The sequence below is a fragment of the Bradyrhizobium sp. CCBAU 45389 genome, assembly GCF_028128625.1.
In the GTDB taxonomy this organism is placed as follows: Bacteria; Pseudomonadota; Alphaproteobacteria; order Rhizobiales; family Xanthobacteraceae; genus Bradyrhizobium; species Bradyrhizobium liaoningense_B.
Genome location: NZ_LBIY01000074.1, coordinates 1 through 19,795, shown reverse-complemented (window position 1 = coordinate 19,795; position 19,795 = coordinate 1). Strand labels below are relative to the sequence as shown.

16 protein-coding genes are annotated in these 19,795 nt (G+C 64.8%); 9 read left to right on the top strand and 7 right to left on the bottom strand.

The window, feature by feature from the left end; translation table 11 throughout:
- The first annotated feature begins 183 nt into the window (after positions 1-183).
- Entirely contained in the window at positions 184-945 is a 762-nt protein-coding gene (locus XH79_RS09200; RefSeq protein ID WP_212340561.1) for a helix-turn-helix transcriptional regulator, read from the top strand.
- A 77-nt stretch (positions 946-1,022) separates the two neighbouring features.
- Here the strand turns inward: XH79_RS09200 and XH79_RS09195 are convergent, their stop codons facing one another.
- Positions 1,023-2,246 carry an ABC transporter substrate-binding protein gene (locus XH79_RS09195; RefSeq protein WP_271581467.1) on the bottom strand — a complete coding sequence of 408 codons (1,224 nt, stop codon included), beginning with the start codon at positions 2,244-2,246 and terminating at the stop codon, positions 1,023-1,025.
- Positions 2,247-2,319: 73 nt separating this feature from the next.
- The gene (locus XH79_RS09190) at positions 2,320-3,870 is read right to left on the bottom strand and encodes an acyl-CoA synthetase (protein WP_271581466.1); all 1,551 of its coding nucleotides are present in this window, start codon (positions 3,868-3,870) and stop codon (positions 2,320-2,322) included.
- Positions 3,871-4,136: 266 nt separating this feature from the next.
- Between XH79_RS09190 and XH79_RS09185 the strand changes: the two genes are divergently transcribed.
- The 8 genes from XH79_RS09185 (at position 4,137) to XH79_RS09150 (ending at position 13,944) form a co-directional block, all read left to right on the top strand.
- Entirely contained in the window at positions 4,137-5,273 is a 1,137-nt protein-coding gene (locus tag XH79_RS09185; RefSeq protein ID WP_271581465.1) for an acyl-CoA dehydrogenase family protein, read from the top strand.
- 12 nt (positions 5,274-5,285) lie between these two features.
- On the top strand, positions 5,286-6,449 hold the full coding sequence (locus XH79_RS09180) for an acyl-CoA dehydrogenase family protein (protein ID WP_271581464.1): 1,164 nt from the start codon (positions 5,286-5,288) through the stop codon (positions 6,447-6,449).
- Entirely contained in the window at positions 6,449-7,105 is a 657-nt protein-coding gene (locus XH79_RS09175) for a glutathione S-transferase family protein (protein WP_271581463.1), read from the top strand. The genes XH79_RS09180 and XH79_RS09175 overlap by 1 nt, the downstream gene beginning before the upstream one ends.
- A 205-nt stretch (positions 7,106-7,310) precedes the next feature.
- The gene (locus XH79_RS09170) at positions 7,311-8,111 is read left to right on the top strand and encodes a helix-turn-helix domain-containing protein (RefSeq protein ID WP_271581462.1); all 801 of its coding nucleotides are present in this window, start codon (positions 7,311-7,313) and stop codon (positions 8,109-8,111) included.
- Positions 8,112-8,317: 206 nt separating this feature from the next.
- Entirely contained in the window at positions 8,318-9,184 is an 867-nt protein-coding gene (locus XH79_RS09165; protein WP_271581461.1) for a 3-keto-5-aminohexanoate cleavage protein, read from the top strand.
- Between the two features lie 114 nt (positions 9,185-9,298).
- Positions 9,299-10,915, top strand: a complete 1,617-nt coding sequence (locus tag XH79_RS09160) for an acyl-CoA carboxylase subunit beta (protein WP_271581460.1) — start codon at positions 9,299-9,301, stop codon at positions 10,913-10,915.
- Positions 10,912-12,888 (top strand): acetyl-CoA carboxylase biotin carboxylase subunit, encoded by a 1,977-nt coding sequence (locus XH79_RS09155; RefSeq protein WP_271581459.1) that lies wholly within the window; start codon positions 10,912-10,914, stop codon positions 12,886-12,888. Before XH79_RS09160 ends, XH79_RS09155 begins: the two co-directional genes overlap by 4 nt.
- A gap of 258 nt (positions 12,889-13,146) precedes the next feature.
- Positions 13,147-13,944: a hypothetical protein gene (locus XH79_RS09150; RefSeq protein WP_271581458.1), complete on the top strand. Its 798-nt coding sequence runs from the start codon at positions 13,147-13,149 to the stop codon at positions 13,942-13,944.
- Positions 13,945-14,058: 114 nt separating this feature from the next.
- Here the strand turns inward: XH79_RS09150 and XH79_RS09145 are convergent, their stop codons facing one another.
- Genes XH79_RS09145 through XH79_RS09125 form a run of 5 tightly spaced genes read right to left on the bottom strand, consistent with a single transcriptional unit; the run spans position 14,059 to position 19,549 of the window.
- Complete coding sequence (locus tag XH79_RS09145; protein WP_212340571.1) at positions 14,059-15,054, bottom strand: ABC transporter ATP-binding protein; 996 nt, start codon at positions 15,052-15,054, stop codon at positions 14,059-14,061.
- Entirely contained in the window at positions 15,051-16,058 is a 1,008-nt protein-coding gene (locus XH79_RS09140; RefSeq protein ID WP_271581457.1) for an ABC transporter ATP-binding protein, read from the bottom strand. The genes XH79_RS09145 and XH79_RS09140 overlap by 4 nt, the downstream gene beginning before the upstream one ends.
- Complete coding sequence (locus XH79_RS09135; RefSeq protein ID WP_271581456.1) at positions 16,058-16,951, bottom strand: ABC transporter permease; 894 nt, start codon at positions 16,949-16,951, stop codon at positions 16,058-16,060. The genes XH79_RS09140 and XH79_RS09135 overlap by 1 nt, the downstream gene beginning before the upstream one ends.
- Before the next feature lie 9 nt (positions 16,952-16,960).
- Entirely contained in the window at positions 16,961-17,908 is a 948-nt protein-coding gene (locus XH79_RS09130; RefSeq protein WP_212340577.1) for an ABC transporter permease, read from the bottom strand.
- 42 nt (positions 17,909-17,950) lie between these two features.
- A complete protein-coding gene (locus XH79_RS09125; RefSeq protein ID WP_212340579.1) occupies positions 17,951-19,549 on the bottom strand; it encodes an ABC transporter substrate-binding protein in 1,599 nt (532 codons plus the stop codon).
- Positions 19,550-19,795: the final 246 nt, after the last annotated feature.

Genomic DNA, 19,795 nt, shown 5'->3' with positions numbered 1-19,795 from the left:
GCCTGCTCCCGAAGCATGTTTGCTGGCCTTCAGCATTCGCCGGGAGGGTGTGATTTCGCGAGCAGAATGATCGGCAATGTTCCGCCGCCGCCAGCCGGACGGGCCCGCCGCCGGGGCGGCCATGTGCGGTTTTGTGCTGGTTTGTCCGCCCTGCTAGAATGGGATTCCAAGGCAGGGTTCACGATGCAGACGCAGGCCGACAAGCAGCTTTCGGACGAGCAGAGCCGCGAGATCGCGGAAACCATTCGCGAGGAGCTGGCCAGACGCCGGATTTCGCGGCAGGCGCTGGCCGAGCAGGCCAAGCTTAGTCTGTCGACGCTGGAGAAGGTTCTGGGCGGCCGACGGCCGTTCACACTGGCAACGACAGTCCGGCTGGAGCAGGCGCTCGGCGTGTCCCTGCGCAAGAGCGCCGCCGTGGCGACGCCTCCGGCCGCAAACGACGTCGCGCCCGACAACCTCGGCTCCTATGCGCATCGGGCGGTGACCTGGCTCGAGGACGTCTACATCACCTTGCGGCCGTCCTTCGGCGACAAGGACGCGATCTTCGCCTACCGCACCGAGATTGTCTGGGAGCCGAAGGTCTCCTCGCTGGTCTTCCGCGAGGGCGAGCGGACCGACACCGCCTATGAGCACACCGGTGAAGTCGCCGTTCCCCATCAGTCCGGCTTCATCTATCTCGTCATCATCAAGCACGGCCAGCATCGCGTGATCACGGTGTCACGGCCGACGGTCGCGGGCGAGATGTACGGCATCATCTCGACGCTCCGCGCCGGCCCCGGCTCGCAGCTGACGCCGATCGCCGCGCCCATCGCCTATGTGCCGATCAGGAATATTCCGAAGCCGTCTTTGGGACGGGTTGCGCCCAGCGACGCCAACTATGAGCTGTACCGAAAGCACCTGCGCCGCACGGTGGAAGAGCCGTTCGCGCTGTTCCTGCCGGCATAGGTTCACCTCGAGGGGAATGGATAAAGAGATGGCGGCCCGCGGCCGCCATCTGCCATGCACAGGCCGTTCGCCGCGAGCTAGCCGCTCGGCTCGGCGCTGATGATGTCGCCGAACAGCTCCCACTGGCCCTTCTTGAAACGCCACATCTTGAGCTGCTCGATCGGCGCGAAGTCCGTGGCGGAGGTGTTGATCTTGATCCCCGGGATCAGCGTGTCGGGGACGAAGTCCTTCAGGCTGGCGGCCTGCTTCATGACGTTCTCGCGGGTCAGATTGTCGCCCGCCTGCTTCAGCACCTGAACCATCGTCTGGGCCGCCGCATAGGCGTAAACCAGATTGGCATCCGAGATGTTCGCGCCGGGCATGTACTTGTCGATGAAGGTCATGAACTTCTTCATGCCCTCGTCGTCCTTCCACTGCGGATCCGACGCATCCTTGAGATAACCGGCCGACAGCACGCCTTCGGATGCCTCGAGGCCGGCCGGCTTCATCACCGCGCCGATCGACACCGAGACGTCGGTCATCAGGTGCATCGGCTTCCATTCCAGCTCCGCGATCTTCTTGATCGCCTGCGCCGCGAATTTCGGCGTCGAGATGTTGACGAAGACGTCGGCGCCGGTGCCCTTGAGCTTGACGATATGGGCGTCGATCGACGGCTCCGAGGTCTCGTAGCTCTCTTCGGCCACGATCAGCTTCGAGGCCTTATCGCCGAACACGTCCTTGATGCCGGCGAGGTAGTCCTTGCCGAAATCGTCGTTGGCATAGAAGATCGCGACCTTCGCGTCCGGCTTCTCCTTCAGGATGTATTTTGCGAAGATCTGGGCCTCGACCCGGTAGCTGGGCTGGAAGCCCATGGTCCATGGAAAATTCTTCGGGTCGTTCCACTTGCTGGCGCCGGTGGCAAGGAACAGCTGCGGCACCTTCTTGGTGTTGTGATATTTCTGCACGGCGGTCTGGGTCGGCGTGCCCAGCGCGTTGAACACCAGGAACACCTCGTCGCTCTCGATCAGCTTGCGGACCTGCTCCACGGTCTTCGGCGGCGAGTAGCCGTCGTCATAAGAGATCCAGTTGATCTTGCGGCCATTGATGCCACCCTGGTCGTTGATCATCTTGAAATAGGCTTCCTCGGTCTTGCCGATGATGCCGTAGGCGGAGGCAGGACCCGAATAAGCCTCGACATTGCCGATCTTGATCTCGGTGTCGGTGACGCCGGTGTCGTATTTCTTCTGCGCCTGGGCGCCCTGGACCGAGAGCAATGTCAGGGCGGCAGCCGCGGCGAGCAGGGAGAGTTTCTTGTTCTTCATGGAAATTCCTTGGGGTTTCTTGTTGGCTGGGGCAGGCACTTCAAAACAAAAGCGCCCGCAAGGGGCGCTTCGATCAGGCGTTGGCGACTTTCCTGTCGACCTCCGAGGCGACGGAGAACTCTTTCCGCAGCGTCGGCTTGTGGATCTTGCCAGTGGCGTTGCGCGGCAACGCATCGACGAAGCGGATCTGGCGCGGACATTTGAAGCGCGCCAGATTGGCCGCGCAATGCGCGAACACATCCGCCTCGGTCAGCCGCTGGCCCTGCTTGACCGCGACGATGGCAAGGCCCACCTCGCCCCATTGCGCGTCGGGGATGCCGATCACGGCGGCTTCCGCGATGGCGGTAAGCTGGTGCAGGACGTTCTCGACCTCGGCCGGATAAACGTTCTCGCCGCCGGAGATGTACATGTCCTTCCAGCGGTCGACGATGTAGTAGAAGCCCTCCTCGTCGACGCGCGTCGCATCGCCGGTGTGCAGCCAGCCGTCGGTGAAGGAGGTCTTGTTCGCTTCCGGCCTGTTCCAGTAGCCGGGCGTGATGTTCGGCCCCCGAACCCAGAGCTCTCCGAGCTCGCCGACATCGGCATCGCTGCCATCGGGCCGCACGATGCGCACCTCGGTGTGCAGCACCGGCTTGCCGGCCGAGCCTGCCTTGCGCGCCGCATCCTCGCGGTCGAGCACCAGCACGGCCGGCGAGGTCTCGGTCATGCCGTAACCCTGCTGCAGCGCGACGCCGCGCGCCTCCCACACTTTCAGGAGCGCCACCGGCATCGGTGCGCCGCCGACGCCGCCGACGATCAGCCGGCTGAGGTCGGTCGTCGCGAAGGCCGGATGCTGCGCCATGAACTGGTAGATCGCGGGCACACCGAAGAACACGTTGATGCCCTGCGCGGGATCGTTGATCAGGCCGAGCGCCGTGCCGGGATCGAACGCGCGCATGATCATGACGGTGCCGCCGGCATGCAGCACCGGATTGGTGTAGCAATTCAGCCCGCCGGTGTGGAACAGCGGCAGCACGGTGAGCAGCACCGAGGACGGCCCGATGCAGGCGGGGCCGCCGAGATTGACGCAATTCCAGAAGGTCATGCCATGGGTGATGGTCGCGCCCTTCGGATGGCCCGTCGTGCCCGACGTGTACATGATGGTCGAGACATCATCGAGCGTGACCTCCTCGATTGCCTCGAGCGGCTTTGCAGCGGCGATGCCGGCCTCATAGGTGCCGTTCGGGCCAAGCATCAGGCTGGTCGCAATATTGCAGAGCTTTGCGACGCTGAGCGCGGTCTCGGCCAGTTCGGTGTCGTGGATCATCACCTTCGGCGCGCAGTCGGCGGTGATGAACTGGAGCTCGGGGACGGTGAGGCGGGTGTTCAGCGGTACGAAGATGGCGCCCAGCCGGCCGCAGGCGAACTGCACCTCCAGCGTATCGGTCGTGTTCAGCGCCAGCACCGCGACGCGGTCGCCGCGCGAGACTTTCAGGGTGTGACGCAGGAACGAGGCGAGGCGCGAGACGCGGGTGTCGAGCTGCGAATAGCTGAAGCGGCGCCCGCTCGCGAGGTCGATGAGCGCGACTTTGCTCGGCGTGCGGCGGCCATGGTGGGCGATCCAGTCGTAGTAACGAACGGCCAAAAATCCCTCCCTCGGCGGTCTTGTGCCGCCTGTATCCTCGTGCCGGGCACCATGCCCGGCGTGGCCGCGAGGGCCAGCCGGAGTTTGTGCACCAGGTCTTTTTTGATTTGGAGTTGGCCTGCGAGGAGCGAAAATCGTCTTGCGTTGAGTTGCTAGGACATACTCTGCTCCAGAGCGGTTCCTCCGGTCAGCCACTCTGCGCAAGTGAACGGCGATTGTTCCGGCCATGGTGGACGCGACGAATCCGCCAACAGGGCGAGACTGCGATGAAGAGCCCGTTCTATACCGCCGAGCACGACGCCTTCCGCGATGTCATGCACCGCTTCGTCGAGAAGGAGATCGCCCCGTTCGCCCATGAATGGGACGAAGCCGGCGAATTCCCGCGCGCGCTCTATCGCAAGGCCGCCGAAATTGGCCTGTTGGGGCTCGGATTCCCCGAGGAATATGGCGGCATCGCCGCCGACCAGTTCATGAAGATCATCGCCAGCCAGGAATTGGCGCGGGCCGGCGCCGGCGGTATCAGCGCCAGCCTGATGAGCCACACCATCGGCTCGCCCCCGATCGCGCGCGCCGCGCGTCCCGAGGTGAAGGCGCGCGTGCTGCCGCAGGTGCTGTCAGGCGAAAAGATTTCCGCGCTCGCGATCACCGAGCCGGGCGGCGGCTCCGACGTTGCAAACCTCCGCACCAGGGCGCGGCGCGACGGCGATCACTACGTCGTGAGCGGCGAAAAGACCTTCATCACCTCGGGCGTGCGCGCCGATTACCTGACTGTTGCCGTGCGCACCGGCGGCGAGGGCGCCGGTGGCGTCAGCCTGCTCCTGATCGAGGGCGACACGCCCGGCCTGTCGCGAACGAAGCTGAAGAAAATGGGCTGGTGGGCCTCCGATACCGCGACGCTGCATTTCGACGAATGCCGCGTGCCGGCCGAAAACCTGATCGGCGAGGAGGGGCAGGGCTTCAAGATCATCATGCAGAACTTCAACAGCGAGCGCATGGGCATGGCGGCGAGCTGCACTGCTTTTGCCCGCGTCTGCCTCGACGAGGCGATCGCCTACGCCAAAGAACGCAAGACGTTCGGCAAGCCGCTCGCCCAGCACCAGGTCATCCGCCACAAGATCGTCGACATGGCGCAGAAGGTGGCGGCTAGCCAGGCGATGCTGGAGATGCTGGCCTGGCGGCTCGAGCAGGGCGAGAGCCCGGTCGCCGAAATCTGCATGATGAAGAACCAGGCGACGCAGACCATGGCGTTCTGCGCCTCGGAAGCCGTGCAGATTTTCGGCGGCGCCGGCTTCATGCGCGGCATCAAGGCCGAGCGCATCTACCGCGAGGTCAAGGTCAACGCCATCGGTGGCGGCACCGAGGAGATCATGAAGGATCTGGCGTCGCGGCAGATGGGGTTGTGACGAGAGGACAAAATGCTATTCACCGCCGACCACGACGACATCCGCCGTTCCTTGCAAAAATTCATCGCCAACGAGATCAATCCTCATGTCGATGAATGGGAGAAGGCCGACATCTTCCCGGCGCACGAGCTGTTCAAGAAGATGGGCAGCCTCGGCTTCCTCGGCCTGAACAAGCCGGTCGAGTTCGGCGGCTCGGGCCTCGACTATTCCTACGCGCTGATGATGGCGGAGGAGCTGGGCGCCATCACCTGCGGCGGCGTGCCGATGGCGATCGGGGTGCAGACCGACATGGCGACGCCGGCGCTGGCGCGGTTCGGCTCGGACGAGGTGCGGCGCGAATTTCTGGCGCCATCGATCTCCGGCGATTACATCGCCTGCATCGGCGTCTCCGAGCCCGGCGCGGGCTCCGACGTCGCCTCGATCAAGACCAATGCGCGCGCCGACGGCGACGATTACGTCATCAACGGCGGCAAGATGTGGATCACCAACGGCACCCAGGCCGACTGGATCTGTCTGCTCGCCAACACCGGCGATGGGCCCGTTCATCGCAACAAGTCGCTGATCTGCGTGCCCATGAAGAGCACCGGCGTCACCGTGGCGCGAAAGCTCGACAAGATGGGCATGCGCTCGTCCGACACCGCGCAGATCTTCTTCGACAATGTCCGCGTGCCCAAGCGCAACCGGATCGGCGAGGAGGGCAAGGGTTTTACCTACCAGATGATCCAGTTCCAGGAGGAGCGGCTCTGGGGTGCGGCCGCCTGCCTGAAGGCGCACGAATACATCATCGACCAGACCATCGAATACACCCGCAACCGCAAAGCGTTCGGCAAGTCGATCCTCGACAACCAGGTCGTGCACTTCAAGCTGGCGGAGATGCAGACCGAGGTCGAGCTGCTGCGCGCGCTGATCTATCGCGCTGCCGAGCAGCTGGTCGCCGGCGAGGATGTGACGCGCCTTGCGACCATGGCCAAGCTGAAAGCGGGGCGCCTCGGCCGCGAGCTCACCGACGCCTGCTTGCAATATTGGGGCGGAATGGGCTTTACCAACGAGACGCCGGTCAGCCGTGCCTATCGCGACAGCCGCCTGACCTCGATCGGCGGCGGAGCCGACGAGGTCATGCTGATGGTCCTGTGCAAGATGATGGGCACGCTGCCGGGTAGTAAGGGAAACGCCTGATGATCACGCTCTATCACTGCGACGCCGCGCGCTCGTTCCGCCCGCTCTGGATGCTGGAGGAGATGGGGCTGCCATATGAACTGAAGATGCTGCCGTTCCCGCCGCGCGTCTTCGCCAAGGACTATCTCGCGCTCAATCCGCTCGGCACCATTCCCTTCATGATCGACGGCGAGACCAGGATGACGGAATCCTCCGGCATCTGCCATTACCTTGGCACCAGATATGCCCCGACGCCTTTGATGGTCGGGTCTGAGGATCCCGCCTATGGCGCGTTCCTGAACTGGATGTATTTTTCCGACGCCACGTTAACCTTCCCGCAGACGCTGGTGCTCCGATACACCCAGCTCGAGCCGGAGGAGCGCCGCAATCCGCAGGTTGCTACCGACTATGCAAGGTGGTTCCTGGGACGGCTGCGCGCCGTTGAGGCAGCGGCCGCGAATGCCGAAACCTTGTGCGCCAGCCGCTTCACCGCCGCTGACATTGTCATTGGTTATGCGCTGCGCCTCGCCGACAGTATCGGCCTCGCCAAGGACTTCGGGCCAAATGTCGCAGCCTATTGGGCGCGTTTGCAGCAGCGCGACGGCTTCAAGCGTGCCGTTGCTGCGGAGCAAAAGGCAGGCGTCGAGCAGAATGTTGCGCCGAGGGTGAGGGCGTAAGGGAGGCTGTCGTTCCGGGGCGCGCAATAGCGCGAACCCGGAATCTCGAAGTTGCGGCGCGCGGTTCCGGGTCCGCCCTTCGGTCGTCCCGGAACGACGATTTTTTGCGCGCTCTGACAGCGCTATCCCGTCGTGACAGCGCCCAAATTTCCGCTAAGGTGACCTCCGTCCGCAGCGGCCAGAGAGCCGCGCGAGGAGGAGCCCAATGGAATATAGCGGTCGCGAATCCGACCATCTGATGCTGATCACGCCGGAGCGGGTGTTCTATGCGGGCCTGCTCGGTCGCCCCCGCAAGCGGACCCCGGGCTGTTGCCATGTCTATGTGGCGGTGAAGGGCAATCTGCACCTGACCATCGACGACGTCTTCGCGACCGGCGAGCTGTTCGTCACCCTGCCGAATCAGCGGCATTCCATTGCCAGCGACTATCGCACCGCGATCAGCGTGACGCTTGAGCCCGAGAGCATGCCGGATGGTGTCATCGAGGCCCTGGCCGAGCGGCTGACCGGACCCGATCGGGCCGTCTATGCCCGTAAGATCCTTGCCGCCTACGCGCTGCTGCGCCAGCGCCGCTACGGCGACATCACCACCGCCGAGTTCGACGAGATGTGTTTTGGCGAGGCGCTGCCGCGCCGCGTGCTCGACCCGCGCGTGACGCGTGCGGTCGCCCGCATCGAGCGCTTCTCCGGCGAGCCGGTGACGGCGGATACCTGCGCCACTGAGGCGGGCCTCTCCGCTTCACGCTTCCTGCATCTGTTCAAGGAGGAGACCGGAATCTCCTTCCGCTCCTTCCGCGCCTGGAAGCGCGCGCGGCATCTGCTGCACTTCGCCAACCAGGACCTCAACCTCGCCCATCTCGCGCAGGATATCGGCTATCCCGATTCCACGCATTTCAGCCACTCGATCCGCCGCTTCTACGGATTGAAGCCCCGCGCGATCTTCGTCGGCTCGCGGGATCTTGCGATCTACCGCAGCACCGAGACGGTGCGGATGGCGGAGGCTTCGTAGGGTGGGTTAGCCGAGCAGATGCGCGAAGCGCATCTGCTCGGCGTAACCCACCACTTCTGTCTCCGCGGAAACTAAAATGGTGGGTTACGCCTTCGGCTAACCCACCCTACGACACCTTCTTTCCCAGCTTCTCCGCGCAAGAAGCCGCATGTCGCGCGTCACATGATCGCAAGCGTTGAATTCTCAACGTGCGAGATATTTTTGGCATGAGCGACAAGGCTGTCATCACCTGCGCGCTGAACGGCGTGCTCACCGACCCGAAGCAGCACAACGTGCCCGTCACGCCCGAGCAGATGGCGCGCGAGGCCAAGGCTGCCTTCGATGCCGGCGCGTCCATCATGCACATCCACCTGCGCCAGCAGGCGCCGGGCAAGGGGCATCTGCCGTCCTGGGAGGTAGCGGTCAGCAAGGAGATCCAGCAGGCGATCCGCGAAGCCTGCCCGGGCGTCATCATCAACCACACCTCGGGCGTGTCGGGGCCGAACTACTCCGGCGCGCTCGACTGCATCCGCGAGACCAGGCCGGAGATCGCCGCCTGCAACGCCGGCTCGCTGAATTATTTGAAGGTGAAGGCCGACAATACCTGGGCCTGGCCGCCGATGATGTTCGACAACGCGGTCGAGAAGGTGAAGGACTATCTCGACGTCATGAACGCCGTCGGCACCATTCCCGAGTTCGAATGCTTTGACGTCGGCATCGTCCGCTGCGTCGGCATGTACCACCAGGTCGGCATGTACAAGGGGCCGCTCGAATATAACTTTGTCATGGGCGTCGCCTCCGGCATGCCCGCCGATCCTGAATTGCTGCCGATCCTGATCAAGCTGAAGCGCCTAGAGGCGCACTTCCAGGTCACCGCCATCGGCCGGGAAGAGATCTGGCCGCTGCACCAGCGCTGCGCCGAGCTCGGCGGTCACTTGCGCACCGGTCTGGAGGACACCTTCTATCTCGCCGACGGCACGAAGGTGACCTCGAACGGCCAGCTGATCGAAGCCGTCGCCGCCTGCGCAAGGCGCGCCGGCCGCGAGATTGCGAGTCCTGCCGAGGCGCGGAAGATCTTTGGGACGAACAGGTAAGGTATCGCCTCACCCGTCATTGCGAGCGAAGCGAAGCAATCCAGAATCTCTCCGCGGAAACAGTCTGGATTGCTTCGTCGCTTCGCTCCTCGCAATGACGAGCAGGATTGAGTGATGTCCATTCTCGAAAACACCATTTCCCCCGGCAGCGCCAGCTACCACACCAACCGAGACGGCATGCTCGCGCTGATCGACCGCATGCGCGCGCTGGAAGAGCGCACGCGTGCGGCGTCGGCGGCGGCAAAAGACCGCTTCCACAAGCGCGGCCAGCTGCTGCCGCGCGAGCGCGTCGCGCTGGTGCTCGATCCCGGTGCGCCCTTCATCGAGCTGTCGACGCTCGCCGGCTACATGTTCGACGTGCCTGATCCGAACAAGAGCGTACCCGGCGGCGGCGTTATCGCCGGCATCGGCTTCGTCTCGGGCATCCGCTGCATGGTCAGCGCCAGTGATTCAGGCATCGACGCCGGCGCGCTGCAGCCTTATGGCCTCGACAAGACGCTGCGGGTGCAGGAGCTCGCGCTGGAGAACAAGCTGCCTTATGTCCAGCTCGTCGAAAGCGCCGGCGCCAATCTCTTGCGCTACCGCGTCGAGGATTTCGTCCGCGGCGGCAACATCTTTCGTAATCTCGCGCGGCTCTCCGCCGCGGGCCTGCCGGTCGTCACCGTGACGCATGGTTCGTCCACCGCGGGCGGCGCCTATCAGACCGGCCTTTCCGACTACATCGTCATGGTGCGCGGCCGCACCCGCGCCTTCCTCGCCGGCCCGCCACTGCTGAAGGCCGCCACCGGCGAGATCGCGACCGAGGAAGAGCTCGGTGGCGCCGAGATGCACACGCAGATCTCCGGCCTCGGCGATTATCTCGCCGAGGACGATCGCGACGCGCTTCGCATCGCGCGCGAGATCATGGCGGCGATGGAATGGGAGCGGCCGGGCCGGGCCGCTCCAGAGTTCAAGCCGCCGCGCTACGACCAGGACGAGCTGCTCGGCATCATGCCGATGGACCACAAGCGTCCCGTCGACATGAAGCAGGTGATCGCCCGCATCGTCGACGATTCCGACTTCACCGAGATGGCGCCGAACTACGGCCCGGCCACCGTTTGCGGTCATGCCCGCATCGAGGGTCAGGCCATCGGCATCATCACCAACAACGGACCGCTCGATCCCGCCGGGGCCAACAAGGCGACGCATTTCATCCAGGCCTGCTGCCAGACCCGTACGCCGATCCTCTATCTCAACAACACTACCGGCTACATGGTCGGCAAGGCCTATGAAGAAGCCGGCATGATCAAGCACGGCTCGAAGATGATCCAGGCGGTGACCTCGGCGACGGTGCCGCAGATCACCATCTATTGCGGCGCCTCGTTCGGCGCCGGCAATTACGGCATGTGCGGCCGCGGTTTCCATCCGCGCTTCTGCTTCTCCTGGCCTAACGCCAAGACCGCCGTGATGGGCGGCGAGCAGGCCGCCGAGACCATGGCGATCGTGACCGAGGCTGCCGCCGCGCGCCGCGGCAAGCCGATCGAGAAGGACAAGTTAGAGGCCATGAAGGCGCAGATCGTCGGCGTGTTCGATGGGCAGATGGACGTGTTCTCGACCAGCGCCCGTGTGCTCGACGACGGCGTGATCGATCCGCGCGATACCCGCGCGGTGCTGTCGGAGGTGCTCGCGATCTGCCGCGAGGGCGATGCGCGCTCGCCCCAGCGCATGCAATTCTCGGTGGCCCGCCCATGAGGAACGGATCAGTGCATCACCGGCCGTTCTTCAAGGTTCTGGTCGCCAATCGCGGCGAGATCGCACTGCGTGTAATGCGCAGCGCGCGGCAACTCGGCCTCGGCGTCGTCGCAGTCTATTCGGATGCGGATCGCGATGCGCTCCACGTCAAGCAGGCCGATCAGGCCGTGCGGATCGGCGAAGCCTTGCCGGCCCAGTCCTATCTCAACATTCCCGCGATCATTGCCGCGGCCAAAGCCAGCGGTGCGGACGCCGTGCATCCCGGCTACGGTTTCCTCGCCGAGAACGAGGAGTTTGCGAGAGCCTGCAACGATGCCGGCCTCGTCTTCACCGGCCCGTCGCCGCAGGCGATCGAGGCGATGGGCAACAAGGCCGGCGCCAAGGAGATCATGAAAAAGGCCGGCGTGCCCTGCGTTCCAGGCTATCAAGGTGCCGACCAAAGCGACGAGGTCATGCTCGCGGAGGCCAAAAAGATCGGCTTCCCCGTGATGATCAAGGCGGTGGCCGGCGGCGGCGGTCGCGGCATGCGGCTCGTCACCGACGCGGCGTCGTTTCCCGATGCGCTGCGCAGCGCGCGGTCGGAGGCGAAGGCGGCGTTCGGCGATCCCACCGTGATCCTCGAACGCGCCATCCAGAATCCCCGCCACATCGAGATCCAGGTGTTCGGCGACAGCCACGGCAATGCCATCCATCTCGGCGAGCGCGACTGCTCGGTGCAGCGCCGGCACCAGAAGCTGATCGAGGAGGCGCCGTCACCCGCGGTCACGCCGGAACTGCGGGCGAGAATGGGCGAGGTCGCGGTCGCTGCGGTGAAGGCGTTGCGCTATGAGGGCGCCGGCACGCTGGAGTTCCTGCTCGACGAAAGCGGCGAGTTCTACTTCATGGAGATGAATACGCGGCTCCAGGTCGAGCATCCCGTGACCGAGGCGATCACCGGGCTCGATCTCGTCGAGCTGCAGCTGCGCGTGGCGCGCGGCGAGCCATTGCCGGTGAAGCAGCAGGACATCAAGTTCTCCGGCCATGCGATCGAGGTGCGACTGTGCTCGGAGGATGCCGCGCAGGATTTCATGCCGCAGTCCGGCCGCATGGCGCGCTGGCAGGTGCCTGACGGCATCCGCGTCGAGCATGCGCTGCAATCGGGCTCGGAGATTCCGCCGTTCTACGATTCCATGATCGCAAAAGTGATCAGCCATGGCGCTTCTCGCGAAGAGGCGAGGGGGCGGCTGATCGTCGGCCTGGAGCAGCTCACGGCTTTCGGCGTGACCACCAACCAGGCGTTCCTGATGTCCTGCCTGCGCCATCCCGGCTTCGCCAAAGGCGAGGCGACGACGGCCTTCATCGGCACGCATCGCGACGAACTGCTGGCGCCGCGTGCGAACGCCGCATTCGACATGGCGCTGGCGGGCCTGCTGCTCTACGTCACCAATCCGCGCGCGCCGTCATGGCAAAGTGGCCGCAGCCTGTCGGCAACGTTTCCGCTGCCCGCGAAGATCGGGATCGCCGGGCACGCGCACGAGCTCGAAATCACCCGCGAGCGCGACGGCAGTTACACCGTCGTCACCGAAGGCCGTCAGGACAAGTTCGAGATCGACCAGCTCGATGCCGACGCAATCCGCTTCCGCCACGACGGCGTGATGGACAGCGCAAAATTTCTCCGCGACGGCGATCGGCTCTACCTCCAGCACCGCGGCATTCCGCTCGTCGTCACCGATCTCACCCTAGCCGCGCCGAAAGCGGCGGCAACGAATGGCGGCGACGGCAAGGTCCGCGCCGCCATGAACGGCCGCGTCGTCGCCGTCCTCGTCAAGCCGGGCGACCGCGTCACCGCCGGCCAGCCGGTGCTGACGCTGGAAGCGATGAAGATGGAGCACGTCCACAAGGCCGGCATCGACGGCGTGATCGCCGCGATCGACGTCGCCGAGGGCGAGCAGGTGACGACGGGACGGATCGTCGCGGAGATCGGGGCCGGGTAGCGCGGCGCAAACGCAGTCTCGTAGGGTGGGCAAAGGCGCGTAGCGCCGTGCCCACGAACCGGCGATTACATTATTGAGGGATGGTGGGCACGCTTCGCTTTGCCCACCCTACGGCACCTGTAATCTGGTCGACGGCTTAAAAGCATAACACTATCAATATGATGTTCGTCGAGATGCGTCGCGCGCAATCTCCATTGAACATAGTTCATTTTTAAGTTACATATATTGAACAAGGTTCAATATATGTGGAGGTTCCAGGTGCACGCTGATCACCACGTCCAAGCGACCGATCCCATACTCCCGTCAGTGCACCGCCGATGCTCGCTCGCGCCACCGCAGACCCGCGAAAAATACCTGATCGGCGCGCTCGCGCTCCTCACCCTGGCGGCACTCTTCGCACCCGCGCTGCCCGCCGCGGCGTGGCACATCCCGCACTTCGTCGACACCCGCCCCTGGCTGGGTGTCCCCAACGCCGGCGACGTGCTGAGCAATCTCGCCTTCCTCGCGATGGGCGTCTGGGGCTCGGAGCGGCTGCGCGGCCGCAACGATGCGCCCGTAGGCGCGAGCTGGTTCTTCGTGGGACTGATCCTCACTTGCCTGGGCTCAGGCTTCTATCATCTCGATCCGGACGCGCCGCAGCGGCTCGTGGCCGATCGTCTCGGCATGGCGGTGGCGTTCGCAGGCTTTCTGGGCATCGCGGCCAGCGAGCGCATCAGCACGCGTGCAGGCGAGGCGGTGCTGGTGCTGATGATGGTTGCGGGCCTGCTCGCGGCCTGGGTGGCGCGCGAGAATCTCACGCCATGGGTGGCCGTGCAGTTCGGCGGCATGGCGCTCGCCGTGGGACTGGCGTTGACGCGGCCCCGGCCCGGTGCGGTGGGCGTGCCGCTTGGCGGCGTGATTGTCTTTTATGTGCTGGCGAAGCTCTTCGAGCTCGGCGACGCGACTATCTTCGAAGCGACCGGACACATTGTCTCGGGCCATACGCTCAAGCATCTCGCCGCCGCGCTGGCGGCCTGGCCGGTGATCCGGGCGTTGCGCGATCGTAGGGTGGGTTAGCCCCGGGCCGCGCGAAGCGCCGGCGTAACCCACCACTTCTGTCACCGCGGAGGCCAAAGAGGTGGGTTACGCGCTGCGGCCTGCGCTTCGCACAGTCCGCTTCGCTAACCCACCCTACGCAGTCGCGTTGCTCCGACCAGTCCCTTCATTCAGCAAACACGCCACCTGATGCACATCGCCTGCGTCCACCAGCGCCGGCCGCTCCGTCTTGCATCGCTCCATCGCGAATCGGCAGCGCGTGTGAAACGCGCAGCCGGAGGGCGGATTGACCGGACTTGGCACGTCGCCGTCGACCAGCGGCGCGAGCTTCTTCGCCAACGGGTTCGCGATCGGCACCGAGGCGAGCAGGGCCTGCGTATAGGGATGCCTGGGATTGCGGAACAGCTCGTTCTTGTCGGCGATCTCGACGATGCGCCCCAGATACATCACCGCGACGCGGTGGCTGATATGGGCGACCACGGCAAGATCGTGCGCGATGAAGAGATAGGAGAAGCCGTGCTGGCGCTGCAGGTCGATCAGGAGGTTGATGACCTGCGCCTGGATCGAGACGTCGAGCGCGGACACCGGCTCGTCGCAGACGATCAGGCGCGGCCCGAGCGCGAGCGCGCGTGCGATGCAGATGCGCTGGCGCTGGCCGCCTGAAAATTGATGCGGGAAATTGCCCATCTGGTCTGGCCGCAAGCCCACTTGCTCGAACAGCTTGGCGACCCGATCCTCCAGCTCCTTGCCGGTTGCGAGCCCGTGCACGGCGAGCGGCTCGCCGACGATGTCGCCCGCGGTCATGCGCGGATTGAGCGAGGCGAACGGGTCCTGGAACACGATCTGCATCGAGCGGCGGTGCGGGCGCAGTGCCGTCTTCGAGAGGTGCGTGATGTCCTCGCCGTCGAGACGGATCTGGCCCGAGGTCGGCTCGACCAGCCGCAGCACGCTGCGCGCCACCGTCGACTTGCCGCAGCCGGATTCGCCGACGAGGCCCAGCGTCTCGCCGGCGCCAAGCGAGAACGAGACGCCATCCACCGCATGCACGGTGCCGACCTGCCGGCGCAGCACGCCGGCGCGCACCGGGTAGTGCTTCTTGAGTTCGGTGACTTCGAGCAGCGCCTCGGTCATGCCACCTCCGCCACTTCTTCCGCGCGCCAGCACGCCGCGAGATGGCCGCCGCCCCAATCCGCGAGCGGTGGATATTCGGCCTCACAACGCTTGATCGCGAGCTTGCAGCGCGGCGCGAAGGCGCAGCCCTGCGGCAGCCGCACCAGCGAGGGCACGGTGCCCGGAATTTCGTTCAGCCGCGCCTGTGCAGGGGCGCCGGAGGCCGGCACGGCCGGGATCGAGGCCATCAGGCCGCGCGTGTAGGGATGCTTCGGAGCTGCGAACAGCGCCTCGACGCTGGCTTCCTCGACCTTTCGGCCGGCGTACATCACGATTACGCGCTGCGCGGTCTGCGCGACCACGCCGAGATCATGCGTGATGAGGACGAGGCCAGTGCCGAGCTCCTTCTGCAGATCGAGGATCAGCGCCAGGATCTGCGCCTGAATGGTGACGTCGAGCGCGGTGGTCGGCTCGTCCGCGATCAGCAGCGCCGGACGGCACGCCAGCGCCATCGCGATCATCGCGCGCTGGCGCATGCCGCCGGAGAGCTGGTGCGGATATTCGCGCGCACGCCGAGCTGGTTCGGGGATGCGCACCAGCCGCAGCATCTCGATCGCGATGTTGTGCGCCTCCTTCGACGAGATGTTCCGGTGCAGCCGTACGGCCTCGACGATCTGGTCGCCAATCCGCATCACCGGATTGAGCGAGGTCATCGGTTCCTGGAAGATCATGGAGATGCGGTTGCCCCTGACCGCGCGCATCTGCGCTTCATCCAGAGCCAACAGGTCGGTGCCTTCGAGCGTCACGGAGCCGCCGACGATGCGGCCGGGCGGATCGGGCACGAGGCGCATCAGGGACAGCGCGGTGACGCTCTTGCCGCAGCCGGATTCGCCGACGATCGCCAGCGTCTCGCCGCGCTTCACGCTGAAGGAGACGTCGTCGACGGCCTTGAACAGGCCGGAGTTGGTGAAGAACACCGTCTTCAGGTTCTTCACTTCGAGCACGAGATCGGATTTTTGTGCCATCAGCCGCGCTGCCGGGGATCGAGGATGTCGCGCAGGGCGTCGCCGAACAAATTGGCGCCGAACACGGCGAGGCTGATCGCGATGCCGGGGAAGATCACCAGCCACGGCGCCGTGCGGACGTATTCGGCGGCGGATTCGGAGAGCATGCGGCCCCATGACGGATAAGGCTCGGGAATGCCGAGGCCGAGGAAGGAGAGCGAGGCTTCGGTGAGGATGGTCGAGCCGAGCTGGGCGGTGGCAAGCACGATCAGCGGCGCCAGCGTGTTCGGCAGCACGTGGCGGAGCGCGATGCGCATCTCGCTCATGCCGATCGACTTGGCGGCCTCGACGAAGGGCTGCTCGCGCAGCGCCAGCGTGTTGGCGCGGATGACGCGCGACACGGTCGGGATCAGCGGAATGGCGATGGCGATGATGACGTTCGGCAGTGTAGGGCCGAGGGCCGCCGTCATGATCAGGGCCAGCACCAGCAGCGGCAGCGCCTGGAGCACGTCGGAGACGCGCTGGAACACGAGATCGACCCAGCCGGAGAGATAACCGGAGGTGAGGCCGACGATGACGCCGATCGTGCCGCCGAGCGCGGTCGAGCCGATGCCGACCGCCAGCGAAATCCGTGCACCGTGGATGATGCGGCTGAACACGTCGCGGCCGAACGAGTCCGTTCCCATCCAGTGCGCGAGACTCGGGCGCGCCAGCGCGCGGGCGGAATCGACCGTGAGGGGATCATAGCGCGCGATGAAATCGGCAAAGATCGCGGTGAGCACGAACGCCGCCATGATGACGAGCCCGGCCGCGCCCAGCACATGCCGCTGCGCCATGAACAGCACGCGCCGCCACCCGCCGGGGGCATGCGCTCCGGCCCGCCTCAGTTCAACCTCGAAATCGATCGCGGCCAAGCTGATCTCCTAATCCGTGTACCTGATCCGCGGATCGAACACCGCGTAGAGCATGTCGACGGTGAAATTCGCGAACACCACCACGACGGCAATGAACATCACGAGGTTCTGCACGATCGGATAGTCGCGCCAGCGGATCGCCTCGACCAGGAAACGCGCGACGCCGGGGATGTTGAACACGGTCTCGGTGACGATCAGGCCGCCGATCAGGAACGCCGCCTCGATGCCGATCACGGTGATGACGGGCAGGATCGCGTTCTTGAGCGCGTGGTGATAATTCACGGCGGCATCGGAGGCGCCCTTGGCGCGCGCGGTGCGGATATAATCCTGCCGCAGCACCTCCAGCATCGAGGAGCGCGTGATGCGCATGGTCAGCGCCGCGCTGCGGAAGCCAACGGCCGCGGCCGGTACCGCGTAGGTCGCGAACGCTTCGAGCCAGGTCTTGGGATTGGGATTGAAGATCGGTATCTGGCCGAACATCGCCACCGCCGCGGTGAGGATGAGCAGGCCAAGCCAGAACGAGGGCAGCGACAATCCGCTGAGGCTGACGACGCGCAGCGCGTAGTCGAGCCGCGTGCCTTGCTTCACCGCGCTGATGACGCCGAGCGGAATGCCAATGGACGCAGAGAACAACAGCGCGAGGCCAGCGAGCCGGGCCGTGATCGGGATCCGCGGCAGGATTTCCTGGAGCGCCGGCTTCTCCGAGACGTAGGAGTAGCCGAAATCACCGCGCAGAAAACCGCTGATCCAGTGCCAATATTGCACGATCAGCGGCTGGTCGATTCCGAGCTCTTTCTCCAGATTGGCCTTGTCGGCAGGATCGACATAGCCGGCTGCGGCAAACAGGATGTCGACGATGTTGCCGGGCACGATGCGCAGCAGGAAGAAGATGACGACCGAGATCCCGAACAGGGTCACGAGCATCAGGAACAGGCGCCGTACCAGATAGGCAAACATCCTTCGCCTCCTGCCGAACCCGTCAGCCGCCCGCGGCCTGCGCTACTTGTCCAGCCACAGGTCCTCGTAACGATAGCCATTATAGGAGCTGTTCGTCATGATCGTCACGCCCTTGACGTAAGGCTGCCAGCAACTGCCCATACGGCTGTGGAAGATGATCGGACGGGCGACGTCCTCCTGAAGCTTCTTGTCGATGTCCCAGACCAGTTTCTTGCGCTTCTCGACATTGGTCTCCTGCGACTGCTCGTCGAACAGTTTCTCGATCTCCTTGTTGCAGTAGTTGGTGTAGTTGCGCTCGGACCCGCAGGAATAGTTCTCGTAGAAGGACTGGTCGGGATCGTCCACCGCATTGCCGGTGAGGTTGAGCCCGATCATGTAGTCCTTGCGCGCAACCTTCGGGAACCAGTTCGCGGTCTCGACCACGTCGAGCTCGCCGTCGATATAGATGCTCTTGAGCTGGTCGATCAGGATCACCGCGGGATCGCGGTAGACCGGAATGTTGCGGGTTGAGACCTTGACGGCGAGATGCTTGTCGGGTCCGTAACCCGCCTTCTCCATCAGCTTCTTGGCGGCATCGCGATTGGCCTTCACGTCGGGCCCATAGCCTGGAATGGTCTCCAGCATCTCCTTGGGCATGCCCCAGAGGCCGTTCGGCGGCGGCAGCATGGTGCCGCCGACGTCGCCCTGTCCCTCGAACATGATCGAGATGAAGGCCTTGCGGTCGAGCGCCAGCGCCATGGCGCGGCGGATGTCGGCGTTGTCGAACGGCGCTGCCGTCGAATTGACGATGATGTTGGTCGCAACATTGGTCGGCGCGATCTCGCAGACCGCGTTCGGCGCCTGCGATTTCACATCTTTCAGGAGCGGGATGCTCACCTCGGTCGGGAAGGCCATGTCGAATTTGCCGGCGACGAAGGCGAGGATCGCGGTCGAGCGGTTCGGGATGATGGTGAACTCGATGCCGTCGAGATAGGGCCGGCCCTCGCGCCAGTAATCCGGATTGCGCGTCAGCTTGATCGATTCATTGGCCTTGAACTCGACGAATTTGAACGGGCCAGTGCCGATCGGGTGCGTGCGCATGTCGCCGGGCGAGACGTGGCAGGGATAGACCGGCGTATAGCCGGAGGCGAGCAGTGCCAGCAGCGAGGGCTGCGGCCGCTTCAGGTTGAACGAGACCTCGAAATCGCCGTTGGTCGAGATGTCGCTGACCTGCTCGTACCAGGTCTTGCGCGGGTTCTGCCGGAACTTCTGCTGCGCCTTGCCCATCAGCATGTCGAAGGTGCATTTGACGTCCGCCGAGGTGAACGGCTTGCCGTCGTGCCATTTCACGCCCTGGCGCAGCTTGAAGGTCAGGGTCTTGTTGTCGTTCACCCAGGCCCAGCTCTCGGCGAGTTCCGGAATGATGTTGTCCATCCGGTTCTGCGCCTCGTCCTGCTTGTAGATGACGAGGTTGTTGAACACGGGCATGAAGGGAACATTGAGCGAGTAGGTCGCGCCTTCATGGATCGAGGCATTGCCGGGGCTGTCCCGGTGATACATCCGCAGGATTCCGCCCTGCTTGGGCTGGCCGGCGAATGCAATGGTCGAAAACGCCAGCAAAGATAGCGCCGCCGTCGCGGCGAGCGCCCGCACGCTCCGCATCCTCGTCCTCCCTGGACTTTAGTCTTTTGGGCCTTTTCCGGCCTGTTTGTCAGGACGATAGCGGGGCAGGTGCAGCGAAGCAACGGCCAAGGGCAGCCGCGCTCTCGGCAATTCGGATGACGCAAGGCCGCGGGGGCTTTCTCTCACCATGTGAGAGTGGTTCCTCCGGCGTCGTCCTGGCGAAAGCCAGGAGGTGGATTCACACTCGAAGTGCAACACTTGGGAGAAGGCCTCTGCCGGGGTCCT